The 22,997-nt window shown below is 57.9% G+C and carries 25 protein-coding genes; 23 read left to right on the forward strand and 2 right to left on the reverse strand.

What is annotated here, in order from left to right; all coding sequences use genetic code 11:
• Positions 1–3: 3 nt before the first annotated feature.
• The 9 genes from QPJ95_RS21510 to QPJ95_RS21550 are packed head-to-tail and all read left to right on the forward strand — an operon-like array spanning position 4 to position 6,519.
• Complete coding sequence (locus QPJ95_RS21510; RefSeq protein WP_270920559.1) at positions 4–2,136, forward strand: transposase domain-containing protein; 2,133 nt, start codon at positions 4–6, stop codon at positions 2,134–2,136.
• A 45-nt stretch (positions 2,137–2,181) separates the two neighbouring features.
• Positions 2,182–2,925 (forward strand): AAA family ATPase, encoded by a 744-nt coding sequence (locus QPJ95_RS21515; protein ID WP_286018202.1) that lies wholly within the window; start codon positions 2,182–2,184, stop codon positions 2,923–2,925.
• Positions 2,922–3,806, forward strand: a complete 885-nt coding sequence (locus QPJ95_RS21520) for a hypothetical protein (protein ID WP_270921301.1) — start codon at positions 2,922–2,924, stop codon at positions 3,804–3,806. Before QPJ95_RS21515 ends, QPJ95_RS21520 begins: the two co-directional genes overlap by 4 nt.
• Positions 3,791–4,246 carry a hypothetical protein gene (locus QPJ95_RS21525; RefSeq protein WP_270921300.1) on the forward strand — a complete coding sequence of 152 codons (456 nt, stop codon included), beginning with the start codon at positions 3,791–3,793 and terminating at the stop codon, positions 4,244–4,246. The genes QPJ95_RS21520 and QPJ95_RS21525 overlap by 16 nt, the downstream gene beginning before the upstream one ends.
• Positions 4,239–4,742 carry a helix-turn-helix domain-containing protein gene (locus QPJ95_RS21530; protein WP_286018203.1) on the forward strand — a complete coding sequence of 168 codons (504 nt, stop codon included), beginning with the start codon at positions 4,239–4,241 and terminating at the stop codon, positions 4,740–4,742. The genes QPJ95_RS21525 and QPJ95_RS21530 overlap by 8 nt, the downstream gene beginning before the upstream one ends.
• A complete protein-coding gene (locus QPJ95_RS21535) occupies positions 4,739–5,404 on the forward strand; it encodes a DUF3164 family protein (RefSeq protein WP_270919925.1) in 666 nt (221 codons plus the stop codon). Before QPJ95_RS21530 ends, QPJ95_RS21535 begins: the two co-directional genes overlap by 4 nt.
• Positions 5,404–5,862 carry a gp16 family protein gene (locus tag QPJ95_RS21540; protein WP_270919924.1) on the forward strand — a complete coding sequence of 153 codons (459 nt, stop codon included), beginning with the start codon at positions 5,404–5,406 and terminating at the stop codon, positions 5,860–5,862. The genes QPJ95_RS21535 and QPJ95_RS21540 overlap by 1 nt, the downstream gene beginning before the upstream one ends.
• The gene (locus QPJ95_RS21545; RefSeq protein ID WP_270919923.1) at positions 5,859–6,125 is read left to right on the forward strand and encodes a hypothetical protein; all 267 of its coding nucleotides are present in this window, start codon (positions 5,859–5,861) and stop codon (positions 6,123–6,125) included. The genes QPJ95_RS21540 and QPJ95_RS21545 overlap by 4 nt, the downstream gene beginning before the upstream one ends.
• Complete coding sequence (locus QPJ95_RS21550) at positions 6,112–6,519, forward strand: helix-turn-helix domain-containing protein (protein ID WP_270919922.1); 408 nt, start codon at positions 6,112–6,114, stop codon at positions 6,517–6,519. The genes QPJ95_RS21545 and QPJ95_RS21550 overlap by 14 nt, the downstream gene beginning before the upstream one ends.
• Before the next feature lie 390 nt (positions 6,520–6,909).
• Here QPJ95_RS21550 and QPJ95_RS21555 read toward each other — a convergent pair whose 3' ends face one another.
• Positions 6,910–7,731 (reverse strand): hypothetical protein, encoded by an 822-nt coding sequence (locus tag QPJ95_RS21555; protein WP_270919921.1) that lies wholly within the window; start codon positions 7,729–7,731, stop codon positions 6,910–6,912.
• Between the two features lie 203 nt (positions 7,732–7,934).
• Entirely contained in the window at positions 7,935–9,857 is a 1,923-nt protein-coding gene (locus QPJ95_RS21560) for a DUF3604 domain-containing protein (protein ID WP_270919920.1), read from the reverse strand.
• A 446-nt stretch (positions 9,858–10,303) separates the two neighbouring features.
• Between QPJ95_RS21560 and QPJ95_RS21565 the strand changes: the two genes are divergently transcribed.
• The 14 genes from QPJ95_RS21565 to QPJ95_RS21630 all read left to right on the forward strand — a co-directional run bounded on the left by QPJ95_RS21565 (position 10,304) and on the right by QPJ95_RS21630 (position 22,995).
• A complete protein-coding gene (locus tag QPJ95_RS21565; protein ID WP_270919919.1) occupies positions 10,304–10,915 on the forward strand; it encodes a holin-associated N-acetylmuramidase in 612 nt (203 codons plus the stop codon).
• On the forward strand, positions 10,912–11,475 hold the full coding sequence (locus QPJ95_RS21570) for a holin family protein (RefSeq protein WP_270919918.1): 564 nt from the start codon (positions 10,912–10,914) through the stop codon (positions 11,473–11,475). Before QPJ95_RS21565 ends, QPJ95_RS21570 begins: the two co-directional genes overlap by 4 nt.
• Before the next feature lie 2 nt (positions 11,476–11,477).
• Complete coding sequence (locus QPJ95_RS21575) at positions 11,478–11,834, forward strand: DUF2730 family protein (RefSeq protein WP_270919917.1); 357 nt, start codon at positions 11,478–11,480, stop codon at positions 11,832–11,834.
• Complete coding sequence (locus QPJ95_RS21580) at positions 11,831–12,127, forward strand: VpaChn25_0724 family phage protein (RefSeq protein ID WP_270919916.1); 297 nt, start codon at positions 11,831–11,833, stop codon at positions 12,125–12,127. Before QPJ95_RS21575 ends, QPJ95_RS21580 begins: the two co-directional genes overlap by 4 nt.
• A 2-nt stretch (positions 12,128–12,129) precedes the next feature.
• On the forward strand, positions 12,130–12,687 hold the full coding sequence (locus QPJ95_RS21585) for a phage protein Gp27 family protein (protein ID WP_270919915.1): 558 nt from the start codon (positions 12,130–12,132) through the stop codon (positions 12,685–12,687).
• On the forward strand, positions 12,684–14,363 hold the full coding sequence (locus tag QPJ95_RS21590) for a terminase large subunit domain-containing protein (RefSeq protein WP_270919914.1): 1,680 nt from the start codon (positions 12,684–12,686) through the stop codon (positions 14,361–14,363). The genes QPJ95_RS21585 and QPJ95_RS21590 overlap by 4 nt, the downstream gene beginning before the upstream one ends.
• Entirely contained in the window at positions 14,363–16,012 is a 1,650-nt protein-coding gene (locus QPJ95_RS21595) for a DUF935 domain-containing protein (RefSeq protein WP_270919913.1), read from the forward strand. Before QPJ95_RS21590 ends, QPJ95_RS21595 begins: the two co-directional genes overlap by 1 nt.
• Positions 16,005–17,243, forward strand: coding sequence for a phage minor head protein (locus tag QPJ95_RS21600; RefSeq protein WP_270919912.1), 1,239 nt, complete (start codon positions 16,005–16,007; stop codon positions 17,241–17,243). The genes QPJ95_RS21595 and QPJ95_RS21600 overlap by 8 nt, the downstream gene beginning before the upstream one ends.
• Before the next feature lie 311 nt (positions 17,244–17,554).
• Positions 17,555–18,769, forward strand: coding sequence for a guanitoxin biosynthesis MBL fold metallo-hydrolase GntH (gene gntH / locus QPJ95_RS21605; RefSeq protein ID WP_270919911.1), 1,215 nt, complete (start codon positions 17,555–17,557; stop codon positions 18,767–18,769).
• A 196-nt stretch (positions 18,770–18,965) separates the two neighbouring features.
• Positions 18,966–19,712 (forward strand): hypothetical protein, encoded by a 747-nt coding sequence (locus QPJ95_RS21610; RefSeq protein WP_270919910.1) that lies wholly within the window; start codon positions 18,966–18,968, stop codon positions 19,710–19,712.
• A 213-nt stretch (positions 19,713–19,925) separates the two neighbouring features.
• Complete coding sequence (locus QPJ95_RS21615) at positions 19,926–20,417, forward strand: phage virion morphogenesis protein (RefSeq protein WP_270919909.1); 492 nt, start codon at positions 19,926–19,928, stop codon at positions 20,415–20,417.
• 104 nt (positions 20,418–20,521) lie between these two features.
• A complete protein-coding gene (locus tag QPJ95_RS21620; protein ID WP_270919908.1) occupies positions 20,522–21,622 on the forward strand; it encodes a phage protease in 1,101 nt (366 codons plus the stop codon).
• Positions 21,619–21,999, forward strand: coding sequence for a capsid cement protein (locus tag QPJ95_RS21625; RefSeq protein WP_270919907.1), 381 nt, complete (start codon positions 21,619–21,621; stop codon positions 21,997–21,999). Before QPJ95_RS21620 ends, QPJ95_RS21625 begins: the two co-directional genes overlap by 4 nt.
• 21 nt (positions 22,000–22,020) lie before the next feature.
• On the forward strand, positions 22,021–22,995 hold the full coding sequence (locus QPJ95_RS21630) for a major capsid protein (protein ID WP_270919906.1): 975 nt from the start codon (positions 22,021–22,023) through the stop codon (positions 22,993–22,995).
• Positions 22,996–22,997: the final 2 nt, after the last annotated feature.

Raw genomic sequence — 22,997 nt, forward strand, 5'->3', positions numbered from 1 at the left:
CCGATGAGCGTCGTTGAACCCAAACAAATCTGGTGGACAGCCGAAGAGCTGGCAGAGTCTGGCCTTCCCGAACTGCCAGGCAGCAAGCGGGGCATTAACTCACTTGCCGAGCGTTTCGGCTGGCGCGCAATTGAAGGCTGCGCCAAGCGCAAGGTCGGGCGTGGCGGCGGCTGGATTTACCACTGGTCGGTGCTGCCCCTGGCGGCGCGGCGCAAGCTGCTGACCGATGCCGCAGATACCCCTGACGAGCGCCCGGATCGGGGCGCTGCCTGGGCTGCATTTGATAGCCTGCCGGAAACCGCAAAGACAAAAGCAAAACTCCGCCTGGCTGCTCTGCAAATGGTGGATGGGCTACACCAGTCTGGCGTCACCCATGTTCACGCCGTTGCCGAGGCAGCGCGCCAATGTGGCTCCTCGGCCCGCAGCATTTACAACTGGATCGGAATGGTTGAAGGCGTCGCGCCAGAGGACCGTCTGGCCTACCTGGTGCCGCGCAATCGGCTGGCCAAACGTGCGCCCACCAATGCGACCTGTAACAGCGCGTTTATGGACTATTTAAAGAGCCTTTATCTGCGCCTTGAACAGCCGACATATGCCCAGTGTTTCCGAGACGCCTGCGCCAAGGCCAGGCATGAGGGTTGGGATGTCCCGACCAACAAGACGGCCAGGCGACGTCTGGACGCCGAGGTGCCGCGCGTCACTCAGGTGTTTGCCCGAGAAGGCGAAGGTGGGCTGATGCGTTGCTTCCCAGCCCAGATCCGTGACCGCTCCACGCTTACGGCCCTGGAAGGCGTCAACGCCGACTGCCACAAGATCGACGTCTTTGTGCGCTGGCCGGATGGCACCATTAACCGGCCTCAGATCGTGGCCTTCCAAGACCTCTATTCCGGCAAAATGCTAAGCTGGCGCGTCGACAACGACCCCAACAAGGTCATGGTCATGGCAGCCTTTGGAGAACTGGTCGAAACCTGGGGCATCCCACGCCATTGCCTGTTTGATAACGGCCGAGAGTTCGCCAACAAGTGGATGACTGGCGGCGCCCCTACCCGCTTCCGGTTCAAGGTGCGCGACGACGACCCACTTGGCGTGTTGCCCCTGATGGGGATTAAGATCCACTGGGCCACCCCGGCCCATGGCCAGGCCAAGCCGATTGAGCGCGGGTTTCGGGATTTTGCATCGAGCATTGCCAAAGACCCACGTTTCAAAGGCGCCTACACCGGCAACCGCCCCGATGCCAAACCCGAGAACTATGGCAGCCGCGCCGTGCCGCTGGACACCTTCCTGAAGGTGGTTTCCGAGGGCATCGCAGAGCACAACGCCCGCCAGGGCCGGTTGTCGGCAACTGCGCGGGGCCGGTCCTTTGACGAGACCTTTGCCGAGAGCTACGCAAAAGCCCCCATCCGCAAGGCGACAGAAGATCAACGCCGCCTTTGGCTGATGGGTCAGGAAGTCGGCAAGCTGAACAGAAACAGCGGCCAGTTCCAGCTCTATGGTAATTTCTACCACTCAAACTGGATGTCTGAGCGCACAGGCGACCGGGTTGTGGCCCGGTTCGATCCCGAGGATCTGCATTCCGGCGTCCACATTTATGAGCTCGGCGGCTCTTACCTGGGCTTTGCCGAATGTCAGCAAAAAGTTGGGTTCTTTGACGTTACAGGCGCAAGGGAAGCAGCGCGCCGCAAACAGCGGATTAAGAAGGCTCAAAAGGAGCTTCTGCGCGCCCATCGGCCTCTGTCGATCGAAGACATTGCCGCCGACATGGATGCCCGCGCACCCGATCTGCCGGCTCAACTGGTGGCCAAGGTTGTGAAGCCTGTTTTCAGCAAAAAACCAGTCATAGTTCCACGCCACCAGGTCACGTCAGATCCGGCAGTGGTTGAGGCCCGCAAGGCCTTTGAGAGCCGCGTAGAACAGAGGAAGAAATCAAATCCAAAACCCAAAGCGGTTGGACGGTTTCAGCCTGCATCAACACCCCGAGAGCGGTTCCAGGACGCCAAAGACATCATCGCGAAATCAGAGGCCGGGAAACGGGTTGGCAGTGGCGAAGCCGACTGGCTGCGCAGCTACATCGAGCTGCCCGAGTATCGCGGTTTCCACAAAGTAGAGCAATTTGCAAAGCGGGACGACGCCGGTTGAAGCCAATAACGCCGTCCCAATGGCACTAAATTAAGAGGCACCACAATGTTACAGAAAACAAAACTCGGCGAATATGTAAAGCCGCTGACCAATGTTTACCTATTGAGCTCCCTGATTGAGACGCTGGAAAACCGCGACATTGGCCTGCCTGGCATTGGTGTTTTCCACGGCGAACCCGGCGTTGGCAAAACCCACGCGGCGATGTTTGCCTCGGCGCATCAGGACATCCTGCATATTCAGCTCACCAACAATTACACCAGTAAATTCCTGTTTGAGAAGATCCTCAACGAGCTGGGTGTCAGGGAGAAAGGCTCCACCGCCTATCTGGAAATGCGCGCCCAGGAGAGTCTGGCACAGGCAGGTCGCACCCTGGTCATTGACGAGGCCGACCACGCCCTGAAACCCCGCATGATCGACAGCATCCGGTTTCTGCATGACCGCTCAGACGTGCCGCTGATCCTGATTGGCCCCTATGACTTCCCGGCTAACCTTGCCAAATATACCGCCATCGCCAGCCGGGTCATGCAGCGGGTCACAGCCCATCCGGCCAGTCTGGAGGATGCCCAATCCCTTACCGGATATTATGGGCGCGGCATCGAAATTGCCCCCGATTTGCTGGAGCATATTGTCACCCTGCGGCGCGGCAAGGTTCGCGAGATCTGCACCTGCATTGCCCATGTCAGAACCATGGCGCGCACCTGGAACATGCAGACCGTGACCCTGAAGGACTGGGGCAAGGAACCCTTTCCGGCCGGGAACGAATTTCTCGCCGTTGGGGGCGCTCTATGACGGCTCACACCCCATCGGGGACCCATGAGGAGGAAATCTGGCGGTTCATTAAATCCCGGCAGGTGTTCACCCACGGCGACGTCGAGGCCTTCTGTTCTGCCGGGGAATGGAAACGAACCAACTACCTGCGCAATCTGACCCGCCTTAACCTGGTCACGCTCTATCAGCGCAAGGGCAATATTCGCTATTACACCGCACAAGATCCGGCCACCCTGTCCGGCGATGCCGCCCAGATTGATAGCAGCGCTTTGGATGCACAGTGGCGCTCTGACACGCTGGGCTCCCGAATATCCGCAGCCCAGGGCATCACCCAGCCGGTGCAGCCCTGGACGCCAGAAACACCCGAGGATCAAAAGCTCTGGGATTTGGTGCGCGGCCAGATACGCTTCACCCGCGACCATGTCCTGGCCCAGAAAATGGCCCCCGACAACAAGGTCACTTTGTTTCTGCGCTCTTTGGAAAATGCAGGCCTGTTGCGCTCCGCCGGCTATGACAACGGCAAGCCCTATTACACCGCGTTTTCGCCCTCGGAGATCATGCACCGGGCCAAGGACAAACGCCTGACCAAAGAGGGCCGGATCTGGACCGCCATGCGCGCCGCCAGAAAGTTCACCATCGAAGACCTGCTGATGACCTTCGCCGGGCTGGAAGATGAGTTCTCAGAGAAAAACATCCGCAGCTATTGCTCGACGTTGCAAAAGGCCGGGTACCTGAAGGACACCCGCCGAGGCCGAGTGACCGCGCAGTCCCTTCGCTACCACCTGGTGCGCGACACCGGCCCCCTGCCCCCAACAGTGAAGCGAGTGCCGGTTGTGACCGATGCCAATGAGGGCCGCGTTGTCTATGTCCAGGGGGAGGAAACCACATGGGCCACCACATAACCAGCGACCGCGAGATTGTGGCCCAGGACGCCTGGGGCGAGGATGTTCCCGACTGGATCATGACCCTGATCGGGGAATGCGACGGCAGCTCACAAAACAAGGTGGCAACCCGTCTTGGCATCAGCGCCGCCGCCGTCAGCCAGGTCATTCGCAAGAGCTATCTGGGCAGCTATGACAACGTCGCCATGCGGGTGCGCGAGATCTACATAAGCGGCGATATTGAGTGCCCGGCCATCGGCGTCATCAGCTCAGAGATCTGCCTGCATTGGCGCGACGAGATCCGCAAAGGCACCTCAGCCGGGCCGCAACGCATTCTGATGACCCGGTTCTGCAGAAAGTGCCCCCGCAACATGCCGGGGTCCAACAAGGCGGCACAAACGCCAGCCCCTGAAATTGATTTCAAACCCGTCTTCAAAACGAGGAGATTACCCCGTGCCTAAACGCAATCAAGATCCGCAAGAGCTGCGCGATGTTCTGGGCGCGAACCTCAGACGGCTAACCAAGGGGCTGAACGTCACTCAGGTTGCCCGTGATCTGGAGATCCACCGCACCCAATTCAATCGCTACCTCCACGGCGAGAGCTTCCCTGGGCCTGAATTGCTGGCGCGGATTTGTCGGCATTTCAAAGTGGATGCCAATATCCTGATCCGCCCGATTGACGAGACGCCAGAGACCCCAGAGCGCATAGCCCTGCGCCATGCAATCCGGGCCGGGCGGTTTGATTGTGCCGGTGATCTGACACTGACCCTGACAACCCTACGCGCGTTTCGCTCCACGGAAACCGCCCGTTTCATTCTGGCCCAAAGCGCAGGCACGGTGAACGGCAGCGAGTTCGACCTGCTGGCCGAGGAAGCTGGTTTCGCTGGCCTCCCACAGAACCCGGCCTTGATCCTTGGCTCCGCATCCAAGGCAACCCAAAACGAGGTGTTACAATGACCAATCCCCCCTCCAGCCAGTTCGAGCCCGCGCCAATCCCCGACGGCCGCGTCATCGCAAACGGCAACACCTACATGACCGATGCCAAGGGCGGTCTCATTCCGGTTGACCTGGTCAAAGCCCAGGACCAGCTCCAGGATGAAACCGTACGCAAGATCATCGGCCATGCTCTGGCTCTCAGTGGCCAAACGACCCGGTTCAAAGCGCATACATTTGAGGACATTGGCGATTTTGAAGCCATCCTCGAGCAAGAGTACGGCGGCAAAATAGGCGGTAAGCGTGGCAACAAAACCCTGATGAGCTTTGACGGCCTTTTCCGGATCCAGGTTGCCGTTGCTGACCAGATTGATTTTGGCCCCGAGTTGCAGATCGCAAAGGGCATACTGGACGAGTTGATGACGGAATGGGCCGCCAACGCCCGGCCAGAGGTTCAAGCGATCATCACCAACGCCTTCAACACCGACAAAGAAGGTCAGATCAACCGCGCTGAAATCTTCAAACTGCTGCGTCTGGACATAGAGGACGAACGCTGGCAGTGCGCCATGAGGGCCATTCGCGACGCCATCCGCGTAATCGGCCAGGCCACCTATGTGCGCTGCTACCAGCGCCCTGCCCCGGATGCGCGCTGGCAGCACATTACTATTGATCTGGCCAAAGCCTGATGACCCGCGCCCTGCAACAAAAAATCCACGTCGGCTGCCGCCAGCTTGGCCTGGACGGTGACGCGCGCCGTGCCCTGCAACTTGTCGAGACCGGCAAGGCCTCGATGAAGGATATGGACGGTGCCGACCTTTTAAAGGTGATTAAACGGCTCAAAAAGGACGGTTTTAAGACCTCTTCAAAGGGCATCACCAAAAAGCACAAAGCCGCCACCCGACCAGATCTGCGCCTGATCCATGTGCTGTGGACCAAGCTGGGCGAGACTGGCGCGTTGCGCGATCCCAGCCGCGCCGGGCTCAACAAGTTCATTCGCGCGCGGTTCGGCAACACCTGGAGCTCAGTCCCGGCCGACGTCGACATGCTGCGCCAATGGCCCCAGATCGATGCCGTGATCCAGGCGCTCAAATGCTGGGGTGACCGCGCGGGTATCGATTTTGATTGGTCGGAGCATCGCTCATGAAAAAGCCCCGCCACCGTGTTTCTGACCATGCCGTCCTGCGCTACATACAGCGCGTCCAGGGCGTCGACATTGAGGCCCTGCGGCGCAGGATCGGCCAAATTGTCGACCGGCACCGGGAGCACGATGGCGCCAGTGGGGTGGTTTCTGGCGGCTTTGTCTACAAGCTCCAGGGCGGTGTTGTGGCCACCATCATTTCAGCCACTCGCCGAAACCAAAGGACCAGTCGCAAAGGTGGGAACAGGCCGCGCAATGACCGCTCCTGACCGCACCCATCCAAGGCCAACCGCCCAGGTCGAACCCTATTTCGAGGTCCTGGGCCTGGACGACACCCTGCGCTTTATTGAAGAGTTCGGCGGCACCGAAATCTATATCGCCAGAAATCCGAGAACTCGGTCCAGCGTTGTCGCATTGCTGGGCTTTGACAAGGCAAACGCGCTGACCAGCATATCCCACCGCTTGCAACCAAGGGTCCCTCTGGCCAAAAAATGGCGGGCTCGAGCCTACAAATCCCAAGGCTTGGTAACGGTAGAGATCGCCCGCAAACTTGGAGTTACCGATGTGGCAGTGCGAAATTGGCTGAGGGCTGGCGACATTCAAGAGCCTGCAAGATGTGAACGTCTTCCATTGTTACCGTTGCCTCTTTTTCCAGACCTCTAGGGGTAAAGGCAAAATTACAGGCAAACTCGCGGTGGTAGTGTTGTACATGGGTGGCGGTTTTTCAGTTGCAGCATCCGTCAAAAAGGGCGGATTTCGGTCATTCGCTGCAGTTCGCTCCGATGGCGGCTATGCGCAGTTAGCACATTTTGCAAAGTTCAGGCCGCCATGCATAGTGGAAGGGCGCGAACGGCCCACAGCTGCCTTTCGTGTAGTTTGCGGTGAAGGCCCGCTCCGAGTCTATTCTGTTGCGGGATCGACGCCACAGCGTACAACCCTGAACCTGAAATGGTGTGCGCAATAGATCAAGAAGCCGATCTCACTAATCTTGGCAGATCTATTTGTTTCTGCGGCTCGATTTTGCCCGGCGATCAATATCTATTCCGTTGTTGATCATTTAAAGAAATACTTTACACCAACGTATGGGCCATGTTGAACCATATCGTAGGCAAATTCACCACCTGGTAACGTGTCGCTATAGTCGATACTGAAATAACGATACCCAAACGTGATCGCTGTGTTATCCCATGGCTGGTAATCAAACCCTATATTGACGCCAATTTGTAGGTCATTGCCACCTGCTCCGAAGCCTCCGAGATCCATCGACGCCACAGTTGTCCATTTGTCATTGAGTTTCCACATTCCGCGTGCTCCTATCACGGGCTCAAACCAACCTTCGTCACCACCAAGCGTTGGCGGAACACCAGGTCCGGGCGTAGTAATGTCGATGGTTTGTCGGATGGAATTGTAGCGTGCTCCCCCCTGAATATCGAAGGTATAGCGCTGGTTCGAAGCGCCATAGGTTCCGTCAGCAACTCGATATGCAGCAAGGACGCCAAACCATTTTTGTCTGACGTCGACTTCAATTCCGGAACCTAGTGGTCCTGGTAGAGCATCCGCATGGCCAATTGCGGCGTAGTTAGCGTCAACTATAACCCCAAAGTCTCCATTCCAAGCTTCGTAGCGGCCAGCCGCTGCGAAATCCAACAGATCCAATACGTCACCCAAATCTAGGTCGATGTCGGCAGATCTTCCTGCAATCGTCGATGTCCCGTGGGTTCGAGCAGGTAAGAACGCATATGCGCCAATGGTGTGCCGCCAGCCGTCTTCGCTCTGCCCTGGTGCAGGTAAGGATTGTGAATAAACTGCGCTACCGGCAAATGTTGCAATGGTCGCGATTGAGATGACGCTAACAGTGCTCAAATTAATTTCCATATTAGGGGATTCCCTTTCAACTTAACTTTTGAAGATTAACGATTGCATTCGGCTATATCGGGATGATATATGAATGCAATTCCTACACTTAGTGATGCGGAATAAGTTTTCCGATATGACATTAATCCCTTTTGCATCAACGCATGGCAGCTCCGAGCCCGAAGCGGACTCGGTATGGCGTCAGCTTTCCTCGGTGCAATACCTCAGGGTGTATACCAAATGGGTGACGTGTATGCCCGGTCTTGAAGGGTCGGTGGTACGCTTTCGGGGAGTGGGATTCCATAAAACGCCGCGTCGTATGTCGTCCACCGAGGCTTTGGGATTTCGATCACTCGAACGTAGTAAAACGCATTGTTCGTCGCGTCGAACTCCGGGTCCTGCCAGTAGCCAGCCAGCGTCGCCGAGCCAATCGAATTGCTGTAGGTCGCGTTTTCGATATCTACCGTCGATCCGACCGGTTCATGCGCCCGGCCGTCCTCACCAATCTCACGATTGCCGGACACGGCCACATCAAACACCCGTTCGTGCGTTTCACCGGCAGCATCGATCCATCCCTTGATGATCTGCACACGGTCAAGATTGGCTCCATCCGGATCGCGCATTGCGCGAACCAGAAATCGTGGTGCGGCACTATCGGGCGCGTTGACAAGATCGCTGCCCATTGGAACACCATTCTGGTAGCCGTTGGAAACAAAATCAGGAGCCTGAAGGTCGGACTCTTCAAAGTCCCAGCCACCAAATACCCTTACGCGGATGCGGCTGCCAGTCGTCGCATAGGCCTCCTTGCGGGTGATCGCACCAAATACTTCCTTACGGGTGTTTTCGCGGGCCCAGACGGCGGTGAGGCCGGACGCAGATTCCTGGGCGGTCAGTATCCTCAACGCCGGATCATCGGTGGGGATCACGTCCAAATTGTGCCGGTTGGCGGATGGTTCCGTGTGCTGGTACTTCCCAAAGTAATTGTCCTCACGCGTCGTGGGAAGAGCGGTGTGCGTGTCCGTGTTTCCGTAAAGCCCGAATTTGTAAGGGTTTACTCCGATATCTCGCTCAATCTCCAGCCCCACCTTTAGTGCAGACCGGGCGTACTCGTATTTCAGCATTTCCGGTGTTTTGGGTGCAGTCCCTGCAAGGTTGGAAACATCCCAGCGTTCGAATCCTGCAAACTCGTCATCCGGCGACAAAAGCGGATGGGTTTCTTCATCGCCTTTAATCTGGGTCACCTCATGCATCGGCTCCCAGCGAATACGCTTGGCCGCATATTCTGCATCCATGGCCGACCCGTCGAACTTGTTCCTGTTGAACATCAGCCCATTCGACACATTCCCGTTATGCGGCACGGCGATGGCCTGCCCGCCGATATTGGCCTCGTAGTCGGCCAGATAGTCCCAGAGCATTTCCGGGTCTGGCGCTAGGAAAAACGGCAAGGGGCGGGTTTGGCTGGTTTTCTCGGCACCATCGCCAAAGATGATCACGCGATGCAGGTTGTCGCCCTTGGGTGTGAAGGTCCATTCGAACCCGCTCAGCGCGGTAAAGGTACCCGGGTCATTGTATTGGTCCACTGCCTGGACAATATCGAGCCAGATATCACCATCGAGATTGAGGCCTTCAGTCGGGTCAATTCCCTGCACCGTTGCCAGGTCAATGATCTCCGAAAATGCAGCCATCCGGCCTTGCTGCCCTTCTCCAAACTGGTCGTAAATACGTCTACCCCAGTCGTCCTGCAACAGGCTCGGGTTTGACGTGCGGATCGCTGTGGAAAGGCCCAGCATCTCTGCGTGCTCCGTAATTGCCAAAAAATCGAGCGGCCGAATAAGCTGTATGGGCTGGCCAGTATTCGACATGATTTTTTCGCCACGTGCCACGCGGAATGCGTCGTGGATATTTAAAGAGGTACCAATCAAGCCCGCATCAAATGAAATCTCAGTATGAAAATGCAAATCTCCGAACAGGACCTGATCAGGATAAGACCGATGGACGAAAGGCGAGTAGTTCTCGGTGCCGTCTACTGTTTCCGTCGATACGACGCCTTCAAACGCGTGCACATCCAAAGCCATCAGTGACAGCGCAACCACGCTTGCAGAAAGTATGGGGCGCTCTGCTCGAAAAAACGTTCCAAAAAAGTTCATTTCGATCTCCTGTTAAAAACCGACAGTCAGTTAAATCAGACACAACCGGCATTACCCAAATAAATCACCTTAATCTGCATGTTGCCGCTGTTTTTGAGCCCCCAATCAAGCGTCTTGGACAAGCGGTGCTATGAAACGGCCATCTGAGGCATGACCTAAGCAGCCGGGAAGGCGAACGGTAGTACAGACCGCTCTGCCGTCAATGCCCAGTTGGAAATGCTGCGCTCCGAAACTATGACCGCAATGACAGGCCGCACCGCAGCAATCCGAACCTATGGTCAAAGTCGGCTCTGGGCTGAAAGCACCAATTGACCTAATCCCAAAACCTCCCCAAACAATCACTCTCTGACCTTGGCGGCTGCCTCCCACAACCTGTTGCGGGTGTTTCTGCCCGCCCTAAATCGGCCAATGTGTACCTGTGATCAGGTTGCATAAGGGGTCGAGCGGTGAAGTCAGTTCAGCAAATTGCCAATGACATTGTCGCGCGCGAGGGCGGCTATGTGAACGACGCCGACGATCCCGGCGGCGCCACCAACTTTGGCGTGACGATCCACACCATGCGGCGTCTGGGTCTGGACCTGGACCGCGACGGTGATGTGGATGCCTCGGATGTGCGCCGCCTGACCCGGTCCCAGGCGGTTGATATTTTCATCCAGCACTATTTCCAGAAGCCGCGCATAAGCCTGTTGCCGGTCGCGCTGCAGTCCTCGGTTTTCGACATGTATGTCAACGCTGGCGGCAATGCGGTGAAGATCCTGCAGCGGTTGCTTGGCGAGTTTCAGGAGCCGGTGACCGTGGACGGATCACTCGGGGCGAAGACCGCCGCCGCTGTCCACCGGGCCTTCAAGAAAGCGGGATCTTTTTTCATAGACGCCTACGGCATTGCCCGCCGCAATTACTATTTCCGCCTGGCTGACCGGCGCACAGCGTCGCGCAAATACGCCCGCACTAGGGCGGGCGGTAAAGGCGGCTGGATCAAGCGGGCCGAGGAGTTCATCAGCCCGCAATTCCATATGACAGATCAAGATTTTTCCAAACGTGTGGGGGGCTGGGCATGAACTTGCTGAAGATGATATTTGGCGGTGGCCGCAATGTGATCACCGAGACCGCTGAAGTGTTCATGGAGAACACCGAGGCAGGCGCACAACGCCGCGCCGATTATGCGCAGTCGGCATTGGGCCAATTCGGAGCTGAGTTCCCGGTGGAGCGCAAGGGTTGGTTTGACCGCTTTATGGACGGGCTCAACCGCCTGCCCCGGCCGTTGATCGTGATCGCCGTCTTTTCGCTGTTTGCCTCGTCCATGTTCGACCCGCTTTGGTTTGCCGAACGGATGCAGGGGTTGACGCTGGTGCCGGATCCACTGTGGTGGCTGGCCGGGACCATTGTCGCGTTCTATTTTGGCGGCCGCTTCCAGATGAAGTCGCAGGAGTTCAGTCAGGCCATCGCGCAAAGCACCGCCCGGTTGCCGCAGGTGCTGCAAAACATCACCCAAATTCGTGCCCTTCGACATGACACGCCGGGTGCTGCCGAAACCGGTACCGACACCGCGCTGTCCCAGATGGCCATTGAGCCGTCAGACAACGAGGCCGTGCGCGCCTGGCATGAGGGCAGCAAGTGACTTTGGACCCCGAACTGGCCCTGAAAATATTGGGATTGGCCATTCCCCTGGGCGGCATCCTTTACACGTGGTTCGCCACCAGGCGCAAAGATGTGGACAGCGATTTCAAGGCCGTCGCTGCCCGCCTGGACGTAGGCTCCAAACGTATGGACGCGCTGGAGTTGAGAGCTCAGGCTACGGAACTTGCCCTGGGCAATATGCCAAACAAGGACGACATGCACAGCCTGCAGCTCATGCTCTCAGAAATGGGCGGTGACATGAAAGCCCTGCGCGCCACGATGCGATCCGTCGCCGAAAGCCAAAGCAGGCTGGAAATCGTCACCACACGCCACGAAGATTATCTGCGGGAAACCAAATGAGCTATTCAGACACAGTGCGCCAACATGCGCGGATTGCCATTCTCCGCTTTCTGGAAGATGCGCCGCGCTACACCTCAAATGTGTCCATGCTGGCCTCGCAACTGCCTCTTATCGGAATTGCCTTTACCCGCGCCCAAGTGGTGACCGAGCTGGCCTGGCTTAAAGAGCAAGGCCTGGTCGAGACTGAGGAGACCGGCGCCTTCATCGTTGCCACCGCAACCACTCGCGGGGTTGAAATCGCCCAGGGCATAGCCCGCCATCCCGAAATCCAGCGCCCCAAGCCGGGGGCGTAATCATGCCACCGTCCAAGAAAATGGATCTGATCCCAGCCGAGTTGCGCCAACGCCTGGCGCAGCTGCTGCAGGACCGGGGTTTCGGTGACATTATGGAAATCACCGAGGAGCTGAATTCCTGGTTGGATGAACGCGGCGAAGAAATCCGCATCGGAAAAACCGCTGTCGGCGAGTTCTCCAAGCTGCTGAAGTCCCAACGCGACGCCTTTGCCATGGCTGAAACCTTGCTGTCCGATCTGGACATCGAGGGCGAAAGCAACATGCACAAGGTGCTGATGCAGATGATTGCAACTGCCGCCTTCCAGATGATGCAGGGCATGTCTGACAAGGACCAGGACTTCGACCCCAAAGGCTTGGCCAGCCTGTCCCGCATGCTCAAGGACCTGATGCAATCGGCCGGTATGCGCGAAAAGCTGCGAGAGGACGAGCGCAACCGGGTGGCGCAAAAGGCCCGCGAAGACGCCGTCGATGACATTGAAAAAGCTGCCACCCAGCTCGGCATGACCAAAGAAACCGTCCAGGGCATCCGCGAACAGGTTCTGTTTGGAGGCAAGCGATGAGCCCTGACACCCTCACAGACCAGGACTGGGAGAGCTTGCGCGCTGAAAGCCGCCAGGCGCTGCCCAATGTCATTGCGGATGACGACGACCTGCCAGCGGTGCTGCTGCCCTACCAGGTCGAGCTGCTGCAAACGACAGCCGCATATCCTTTTGTGGTCTGCGAGAAGTCCCGCCGAATTGGCATGACCTGGGCGGTGGCGGCGGATGCGGTGTTGACCTCTGGTGCCTCCAAACCTGCTGGCGGCATGGACACACTCTATATTGGCTTCAATCTCGACATGGCGCGCGAGTTCATCGACACCGCCGCCATGTGGGCCAAGGCCTTCATTCCGGCTGCCAGCGGGATGCAGGAGTTCCTGTTCAAAGATCAGCGTAACGGCGAAGAAGACCGCGACATCCTTGCCTTCCGGATCAAGTTTGCCTCTGGCTTTGAAATCGTCGCCCTGACCAGCAAGCCGCGATCCTTGCGAGGCCGCCAGGGCTATGTGATCTTTGACGAAGCCGCCTTCCATGAAGAGCTGGATGAGATGCTGAAAGCCGCCAACGCGCTGCTGATGTGGAGCGGTAAGGTGTTGGTGATTTCCACCCATGACGGCGATGCCAACCCGTTCAATGTGCTGGTGCGCCAGGTCCAGGCCGGTGAGCGTGGTGAGAATGCCAAAGTGTTGCGGGTCGATTTCAACGACGCCATCGCGGCCGGGCTTTATGAGCGCATCGCCCTGGTCACCGGCGAAGCTGACACAGACGAGGCCAAGAAAGCCTGGACGGACAATATCCACGCGATCTATGGCGACGACGCCGACGAAGAGCTGCACTGCCTTCCCAAGGCGGGCACCGGGGCCTGGCTGAACGCACCGCTGATCGAGGCGCGCATGACCGCCGATGCCCCGGTCCTGACCTTGGAATTGCCCGACGGTTATCTGCAGTTGCCGGAAGACCGGCGACGAGATCTGTTGCGCGATTTCATGCTGGATCTGGAAAAGCTGCTCTCGGGTCTCGACCAAAAGCCCCATTACGCCCTGGGATTTGACTTTGCCCGCGTGGCCGACCTGTCGGTCCTGAGCCTGCTGGCCATTGAACAGAACTTGAATCGGCGTGAGGCTCTGTCGATTGAAATGCGCAACGTGCCAGGCGACGAGCAAAAGGCCATCGTCGAAGAGGTCATGAGCGCAGTGCGCGAACGCCTGGTCGGCGCCGCCTTTGATGCCACCGGCATGGGCTGGACCGTGGCCGAAGACATGGGCCGCAAATTTGGCCTGCGCGAAAGCATCGACACCCCCGGCCTGGTCTGGGCCATCAAGTTTAGCCAGGACTGGTACCGGCTGGAAATGCCGCCCCTTAAAACTGCCTTTGAAGACGCCACAATCTCCATCGGCAAGAGTGACGACCACCTGACCGATTTGCGTTCAGTGAAGAAGATCCGGGGCATCCCACGGGTGCCGGACGTGCGCGAGAGCGATGCCAAGGGCAAGAAACGCCACGGCGACTATGCCATTGCCCTGGCGCTGGCGCATTTTGCATCGCGCCAGCGTTGGGTGGAAATCGACTACACGCCCGTTGGCGACCCGCGCCGGGAAAGCCTGACCGGATCATCGGGCGGCGAATGGGGCACCATGTCCGAAGGCAGTGACTGGTGGCGCTCACCGCTGGGCGCTGGATTAAGAGGGGGGATCTGATGACCCAAAGATTGCAAAAAGTTCTCGGCCCCAATGGCCGTCCCATTGAGCGCGCATCGCTTACAGAGGAAATCGCCGCCCCGAGCTTTGGCGGCGTGCGCTCCCCCATCGCCGGCTACCCGGCCGACGGGCTGAACCCGCTGCGTCTGGCGCAGATACTCAGATCTGCTGACCACGGCGACCCCGTGCGCTATCTGGAGCTGGCCGAGGCCATTGAAGAGCGCGATTCGCATTACGTCGGTGTGCTTGGCACCCGCAAACGCCAGGTCAGCCAGCTCGGCATTACGGTAGAGGACGGCGACGACAGCCCCATCGGCGTCGAGATGGCCGAGCGGGTCCGCAAGTGGTTGAAGCGCGGCGAGCTGACCGGAGAGCTGTTCCATATTCTGGATGCTGTGGGCAAAGGCTATTCCTTCACCGAGATCATCTGGGAGCGCTCCGAAGGGCAATGGCAGCCGCGTGAGCTGAAGCGCCGCGACCCCCGTTGGTTCAGGTTTGAGCGGCATGACCTGGAAACCCCGCTCATGCTGAACAATATCGGCCAGGAGGTCCCCCTGCCCGCCTTCAAGTTCATCTATGCCCGTATGCAGGCAAAGTCTGGTCTGGCCCTGCGATCCGGTATCGCGCGGGTGGCGGCCTGGACCTGGATGTTCAAAGCCTTCACTCAACGGGATTGGTCGATCTTCAGTCAGACTTACGGCCAACCTTTGCGGATCGGCAAATATGGACCGGGTACGTCTGAGAAAGACCGCAATAAGCTGTTTCAGGCGGTGGCCAATATCGCCGGGGACTGCGCCGCCATCATTCCCGAAAGCATGATGATTGAATTTGTCACGGCGCAGAACATGGGCTCGTCCACCGAGCATTATGAAAAGCGCTGTGACTGGCTGGACCGGCAAACCTCCAAGCTGGTGCTGGGCCAGACAGCCACCACCGATGCCGTCACCGGGGGCTTGGGATCGGGCAAAGAGCACCGAGAGGTCCAGGAGGACATCGAGACCGCAGACGCTCAGGACCTTGGGGCGATCTTAAACCGCGATCTGATCATTCCCTGGATGCAGTTTGAGTTCGGGCCGCAAAAGATCTATCCGCGACTGGTGATCGCCCGTCCCGAAGCCGAAGACCTGAAAGCCTGGACAGATGCGGCCGTGCCTTGGGTGCAGGTCGGTCTTGAAGTTGACCAGGCCGAAGTGCGCGAGAAGCTGGGCTTGAGTGCCCCCAAGGCTGGAGCCCCGATTTTGGGGAAAACCGCCGCCACGCGGCCAAATTCGCGAGATGCAGGGAGCAACGGCAACCAGAACCCCACTGAGACTGAATTTGAATACCACTTAAAGGGCCTCAACGGAAAATTTCAGGGGGGTGCCGATCTACAGGCTCAAGAGCCCTCAGCGGGCCGCTTTGGCGATATTGAGCCCGCAGCCCTTTTGGCCGATCAATTGGACCAAACCGCGACCCCGGCCGTGGATGGCATGGTGTCGACAATTGAGGCCATGCTGGAGGCCTCAGCCTCAATGGAAGAATTCCGCGATCACTTGCTGGTCGGCTTTCCCGATCTGCCCTCCGGTGACTTGGTCAAAATCATGGGCGAGGCCATTGCCGCTTCCCTGGCCGGGGGTCGCGCCATGATTGAGGCCAGCGCCGATGACTGACCCCATCGGAGCCATTTTCCGCAAACCCTTTGCGCAGCAGGTTGCGGCGTTTCGGCTGCGCCTGGGCGATCTGGTGCCCAGCTCGGCCTGGAATGACCTGGCAGGAAATGCCCACGACCGGGGGTTCATGGTGGCCGGAGCCGTAAAGGCGGATCTGCTGGCCGACCTGGCAGCCGCCGTCGAGCGGACAATTACCGAAGGCACCGGAACTGCAGCCTTCAAACGCGATTTCAGGAGCATTGTCGCCAAGCACGGCTGGACCGGCTGGACAGGCGAGGACACCAAGGCCGGTCAGGCCTGGCGGATGCGAACCATCTATCACACCAATATGCGAACCTCTTATATGGCCGGTCGCCTTGCTCAGTTGCGCAAGGGCAAATTTGCCTTTTGGATCTATCGCCACGGCGGGTCAGCTGAGCCGCGTCTGCAGCACCTGGCCTGGGACGGGCTGGTGATGCCGTCGGATCATCCGTTCTGGCTGCAGCATTTTCCGCCCAACGGGTTTGGCTGCAATTGCCAGATCATTGGGGCCCGCACTATGGCTGGAGCCAAGCGGCGCGGCGGCGACCCCAACAAAACCCTTCAGGACGGCTGGGACCAGGTGAACCCCAATACGGGCCGTCTGGACGGCATCGGCGACGGCTGGGACCATGCCCCTGGCGGCAGTGTTTCCGATTTAGTGCAGGTCCTGGCAGGCAAAACCGTCAACTGGCCCTATGCAATCTCCCGCGCCTTTATGGATGATCTGCCAGCCTCGGCCCAGGACGCCCATTCCTCAGCCTATCGCAATCTGCCCTCCCTGCAGGACGATGTACGCCGCTACGCCGGGGCGGTGGCCGATGGTCGGACCGTCGCGCCGATCCGCACAATGGGTAGGCTGAGCCCGGCGCACCGGCGAAGCATTGCCAAAGTTTCAGGGCAGGATCTGGACAATTACCACTTCACTCTGGACGATTCCGCTGTGCGCCATGTTCTGGCCCAGTCTAGTGGCGCGTCTGACCGGTTCCCAATCAATCAGGAAAACCTTGCCCTACTGCCCCGCATCCTGGATCGCCCCGACAGTATCGAGGCGGACGGCACATCGAGCACAGGCTATCCGGTTGTTCGCTTTACAAGACGGTTCGGCGCGCAGGTCTACACAGTGGTTTTGGAAATTCGAGGCAAGAAGCGGCGCATGTTGGCGGTGCAAAGCATGGGGGGGAGAACCACTCCCGCTGGATCCCCGACCTGAACGCCAAACCCGTTTTGCCCAATGCTGCCGTCGCAGAAATTCGTCACTATGGGCGGAGAGCGGAAGTTCGCTGCGCGTCGCACCAATGTCTAAGATGCGGGTTTTGAGGGCATTCGAACCGGTTTTTGATTTTTTTTATGACCCTGCTTGCAGGGTCTTCCTCGTCTATTTCTGGATTTTCTGTTGGTGTAACTGACTTTATGATCACGTCTTAGCGTGGTGTGGCAGAAATGGTAATTTGCTAAAGGAATAGTCGGAATACCAAACTTAGGCCGGAGAACTATCTCTAACAAAACGAAGGAGATCGACTGATGCGAGCATATATTTCAGTTTTACTTTCTGCGGTGCTCTGGGCGGCCTTACCCGCCAGCGTCGCGTTTAGCAAACCAGACAATGTTGACGGTACGAATGTACCAGAAGGTCGAATTCCTCAGGACATACTGGATAACAAGTATCCCCGCACATATTTTCCCGGAACGGAGAAGGTAGGGCCTGATGAAATGCGCATCACTGCGCTTGGAACCGGCATGCCGAACCAGTCGCCGAGCAATGCGGCCGCATCGTTCCTCGTTGAGCTTGGAAATGGCGAGGCGTTCATTTTTGATGCAGGCACTGGCTCGACCGACCGACTAGCCGGGCTCGAGCCCGATTACTCCAAGTTTGACAAGGTTTTCATCAGCCATTTGCACACCGATCATGCCGGTGATCTCGCGACGCTTTGGGTGGCGGGCTGGATCAATGGCAGGCACACCCCCCTTCATGTCTACGGGCCATCCGGGGCAAGCCCCGACTTAGGGACAAATTTCCACATTGACCACATTCGTGACGCGTGGCGATGGGATGTGACATCTCGCGCGGGAACTTTGCCGAATGCAGGTGGAATTATCGAAGCCCATGAATTCGACTATTCGAAAACTGCGGTCATTTACGATACTAATGGGGTCAAGATCACAAGCTTTCCAGCTATTCACATTCGCGACGGGTCGGTCAGCTACCGCCTGGACTGGAATGGTCTGAGTTTTGTCTTCGGTGGTGACTCCTACCCCAATCGATGGTTCGCCGAAAATTCCAAGGGTGCTGACGTTGTTGTGCACGAAGCGTTTTTTACTCCAGAACAGTGGATGGACATTGCAGGATTTCCATACAATCAGGCGTATTGGGTAACTTCTGTGATCCACACGCCGCCGGAGGGGTTTGGAAAACTGATGTCGATAGTAGAGCCTCGCCTTGCGGTGGCTTATCACTACTGGAACCATCGCGACATTGAATTTGAAATTTATGAAGGCATCCGCAGTACTTATGACGGACCACTTGCCCTCGCCGATGATCTTACGGTGATAAACTTGACTAAGGATCATATCGAAGTCCGCGAGGCAGTCATCAACCACGAGGCATGGCCGCAAGGTACCAGCATAGAATGGGACACCGCACCGCGCGGCGAACCGGCCACTGGCTTGATCTCAGATTGGCTGGACGGAGGAAAGCTGGAGGGCTTGGTTCCTGCTCCAAAGGAGCCATTTGATTGACCGATGGTGCTAACGCAGGTCGCGAGGATATTGGCTGAGTAAATATTGCTGCACCAAGCACATTTCGACACAAAGGGCGGTAAGTGGCCGTTCGCTGCGCTTCTCTCCAATGGCGGCAAAAGGTAAATTGCCAGCCCATCCTTTATAACACTGCTAATTGGGTTAACTCTGTACCAGCCCTAATACGGAGACAATTATGACCTTTATTAGATCACTTCGCCGAATAGCGGCACTTGCAGTCCTCTCTCTTTTTGCTGCGCCAGTATCGGCTGCCGAAAATGCGTCCAATCCGCTTTCAGCTGTCAACAACATCGACATCCGCTATCAAGCCTTGGATCTTGGCGGCGCGGACCGGCAGGATGTCTTCATCGATGGCTCGTTCATGCTGCGCGACAATCTGAAAATGAAATACGAGCTGCATTACAATTTCACTGATGTGACCGGAACCCAACAATCAGGTATTGAGAAAGCGGTGTTGAAAGCGATCTTTTTTCCTTCGGAGAGGAAGTTGAACGAAACATGGAGGAGGAGGACCGCAGTCGGTCTCGAATGGACTTTGGATTTGGGAGATACAGCAAAGGGGATCGGCTCCGATGCTGACATACTTGCGCCGTTTGGCGGGGCTGCATTTGCAAATCGCAAGACAGGCCTGACGCTTATTCCTCTTGTGCAGCACTTTGAATCCTACAACGGATCTACTGACGTGCGCACAACGGCAGCAAGGCTGATCGCTCTTCGACCGTATAGAGAAAAATACTGGGCGAAGCTGGACCTGATTGTCCCCTATGACTGGCACAATGATACCGTGCCTGCGACTGCCGAAGTCCAGATCGGGTACAACGTGAATGCAAAGATTGCTCTTTATGCAGATTTTCTTGTCGGGCTTGGCAAAGACCGCCCCTTTGACAAGGGGATCGGGATTGGGCTTCGCTTCAAGTACTAAAGCCGCCGTTCGCCGCAATGTTTATAGAGGTCGGCTCTGGGCCGTTTGAGCCAGTTGGGACAACAACAATCAATAGCCAAATAGTCCGCAACCTGATCGCTCGTGGTCAACTCAGCGAATGGCTGCTGCCTTTGGTCATAACACTTTGCCGTAATTCTCATATTGGCTACTATCGGTCTGATCACCCGCAACAAAAGCAAAGGTAATACCTCAATGGCAGCCATCGTTTACAACACTGACACCCTGGATCCGGCCCTGGCTGCGGTGGCTGCGGCCGTCGAGGACATGTCGCCAGTGATGGAAGCCATTGGCGAGTTGCTGCTGGTCTCAGCCCAAGATCGAATGCGCGACGGGGAACAACCCGATGGCTCTCCTTTTGCGCCCCGGTCTCAAACCACGCTGGATCGTTATGCCAAACTTGGCCTGACATTCGGGCAGCCGCTGAACGTCTCGGGCGATATGCGCAACACGCTGTTTTATGATGCTGCACCTGACAGCGTTGAATATGGCTCAAACGCCATTCAGGCCGCTGTGATGCAGTTTGGTGCGGCAAAGGGGGGCTTTGGCAAGGCTTCAAACGGGTCTTCAATCCCCTGGGGGACAATCCCAGCCCGTCCGTTTATCGGCCTGTCTGATGACGACCAGACCAATATTATCGCCGAGCTGGAAGACTGGCTTGAAGAGGCCGCCAATGCGCAGGATTGACCGGCGCGCAATTCCCCGCCAACCTGTCTGAACCGCCTTTGAGCCCCCACACCCGCAAGCTGTTGCGGGTGTCTGCATATTAGCTCTGCTGCGATTATGGCGGCATGAGTAATGTTGCACAAACCACATCCCTATCGCTGAATTCCCAGCTCCTGCCCGATGATAAGGGGCAAGTTCCGGACTGGGTGCATCTGCTGCCCACCAGCGAAGGCATGGTGCAAACCAATGATGCGCGGGGTCCCTACCATGTAAGTGACGCTGAAAAGATCATTGCAGCCAGTTTTGCCGAGGCTGACCGGCTGCCCATCGACGAAAATCACGCCACCGACCTTGCCGCGCCAAAGGGGCTGCCTGCCCCGGCGCATGGCTGGATCATCTCAATGCAGGCCCGCGCCGACGGGATCTGGGGCAAGGTCGAATGGTCTGATCAGGGCCGCGCCCTGCTGGCCGCGCGCGCCTACCGCAACCTGTCCCCGGTGATTGCCGTGCCTTTGAACGGGTCCAAGGCCGTTCTCAGCATTTTGCGGGCCAGCCTTGTTAATCGTCCAAATTTTCGCGGGCTTGCCTCGCTCAACCAGGAGACCGACGACATGTCGTTTCAGAAAACCATGGCCGGGGTGCTGGGGCTTAGCGCCGATGCCTCGGAAGCCGATATTTCCACCGCGCTGACCGCCTTGAAGGACAACGGCGCAACCGCAACAACCGAGCTGCAATCGCAACTTGGCGAGATCGGCACCGCCCTGGGCGTCGCCGACGGTGGCGATGTGCTGGCTGCAGCCAAGGTCGCCAAAGCCGGTTTGGGTGGAGAAACTGCCCTGCAGGCCTCGGTCACCGAGTTGCAGGCGGCAAACACCACCCTGCAAACCAGTCTCAACGCCCTCACCACCGACCGCGCTTTGGATAAGGCCACCGCCTTTGTCACCGGAGAAATGGAAAAGGGCCGCATGATCCCTGGCCCGTTGAAAGACCATTACATATCCATGCACCAGCAAGACCCGGCGCGGGTCGAAAAGGAAATCAATGCGCTCCCCAAAATGAGCGGGGCCATCATTCCTGATGTTCCCCCGGAACATGGCGGGGCTATCTCGCTGAACGCCACCGAGCTGGCCTCTAAGGCGACCGTCTATCAGGCCGAGCAGGCCGCAGCCGGGAATGAAATCAGCATGTCCGCCGCCGTGCATGCCGTCCAGGAGGACCGCAAATGATCCCGACATTCATTCGCGCCTATGAGACCAGCGCCGCTGTTGCCGGGTATCGCATCGTCAAATTCTCTGACGCCGGATCCAGTAACAAAATTGCCCAGGCAGATAGCAAGACTGCCGCGAGTTTGGGGGTTTCCGACGCCATGGGCGCAGACACGGGCGGCATGTGCGACGTGCACCGCGCCGGTCTGGTCTCTGTTGAGCTGGGCGGCACCGTCACGGCTGGTGCCCCGCTGACCTCAGACGCCGACGGCAAAGCCATTGCGGCTGTTGCGGCCGCTGGCACCACCCTCCGCATTATTGGCTTTGCCGACGAACCTGGCGTTGCCGGTGACGTCGTTGACGCCCTCCTGTCGCCTGCCCTGCTGCACCAGGCCTGATCTTTAGAAAGGATCTTAAACATGGCACCCAAACGTCCCTTCCAGGTCGATCCGGTCCTCTCTGCGATTGCGATTGGCTATAAGAACCCTGGGGTTTCCCGCATTGCCGACGAGGTCATGCCGCGCGCGGCCGTTGGCGGTGAAAAGTTCAGCTGGACTGAATACCCGCTCGACGAGGCTTTCAACGTCCCCGACGCCAAAGTCGGGCGCAAAGGCCGCGTCCAGCAGCTTGAGTTTAACGGCACTCAGAAGACCAGCGAAGTTGACGACTACGGCCTTGATGCGCCCATCCCGTTTTCCGACATCGAGGCGGCAGCAAATGCCCGCGCCAATGGCTTGTCTGCCTTTGACCCCGAAGGCCACGCGGTGGAAATGCTGTCGGAAACCATCCTCAACATCCGCGAAGTCCGGGTGGCGCAGATGGTTCACAATGGCGCCAACTACGCGGCAGGCCGCAAGGTCACCCTGTCTGGGACTGACCAGCTTTCTGACTATGCCAATTCCGACCCCATCGCGCTGATCAAAACCGGGATGGAAAGCACTCTGGTCCTGCCGCCCAACACCATGGTTATGGGCCGCAAGGTCTGGTCGAAACTCAGCTCGCACCCAAAGATCGTCAACGCGGTCAAAGGCAATCTGACTAATGAGGGTATCGTCACCCGTCAGCAGTTCCTGGATCTGTTCTCTGGCGAGGGGATTTCCCGGCTGCTGATTGGCGATGCCTTCTACAACGCGGCAAAGCCCAAACAGACCGCCAACCTGCAACGCGCCTGGGGCAACCACATTTCCATGCTGCACATCAACAAGATGGCAACCGCAGAAGGTGGCGATCTCACTTGGGGCCTGACTGCGGAATACGGCGGCAAGATTGCGGGGCGGATTGAGGACAAAGACATCGGCCTAGAGGGCGGCACCCGCATCCGTCGTGGCGAGCGGGTGAAAGAGCTGATCGTCGCCAAAGACCTTGGCTACTTCATTCAAGACGCCATCGCGTAAGG

The organism is Parasedimentitalea psychrophila, assembly GCF_030285785.1.
Taxonomy (GTDB): Bacteria; Pseudomonadota; Alphaproteobacteria; order Rhodobacterales; family Rhodobacteraceae; genus Parasedimentitalea; species Parasedimentitalea psychrophila.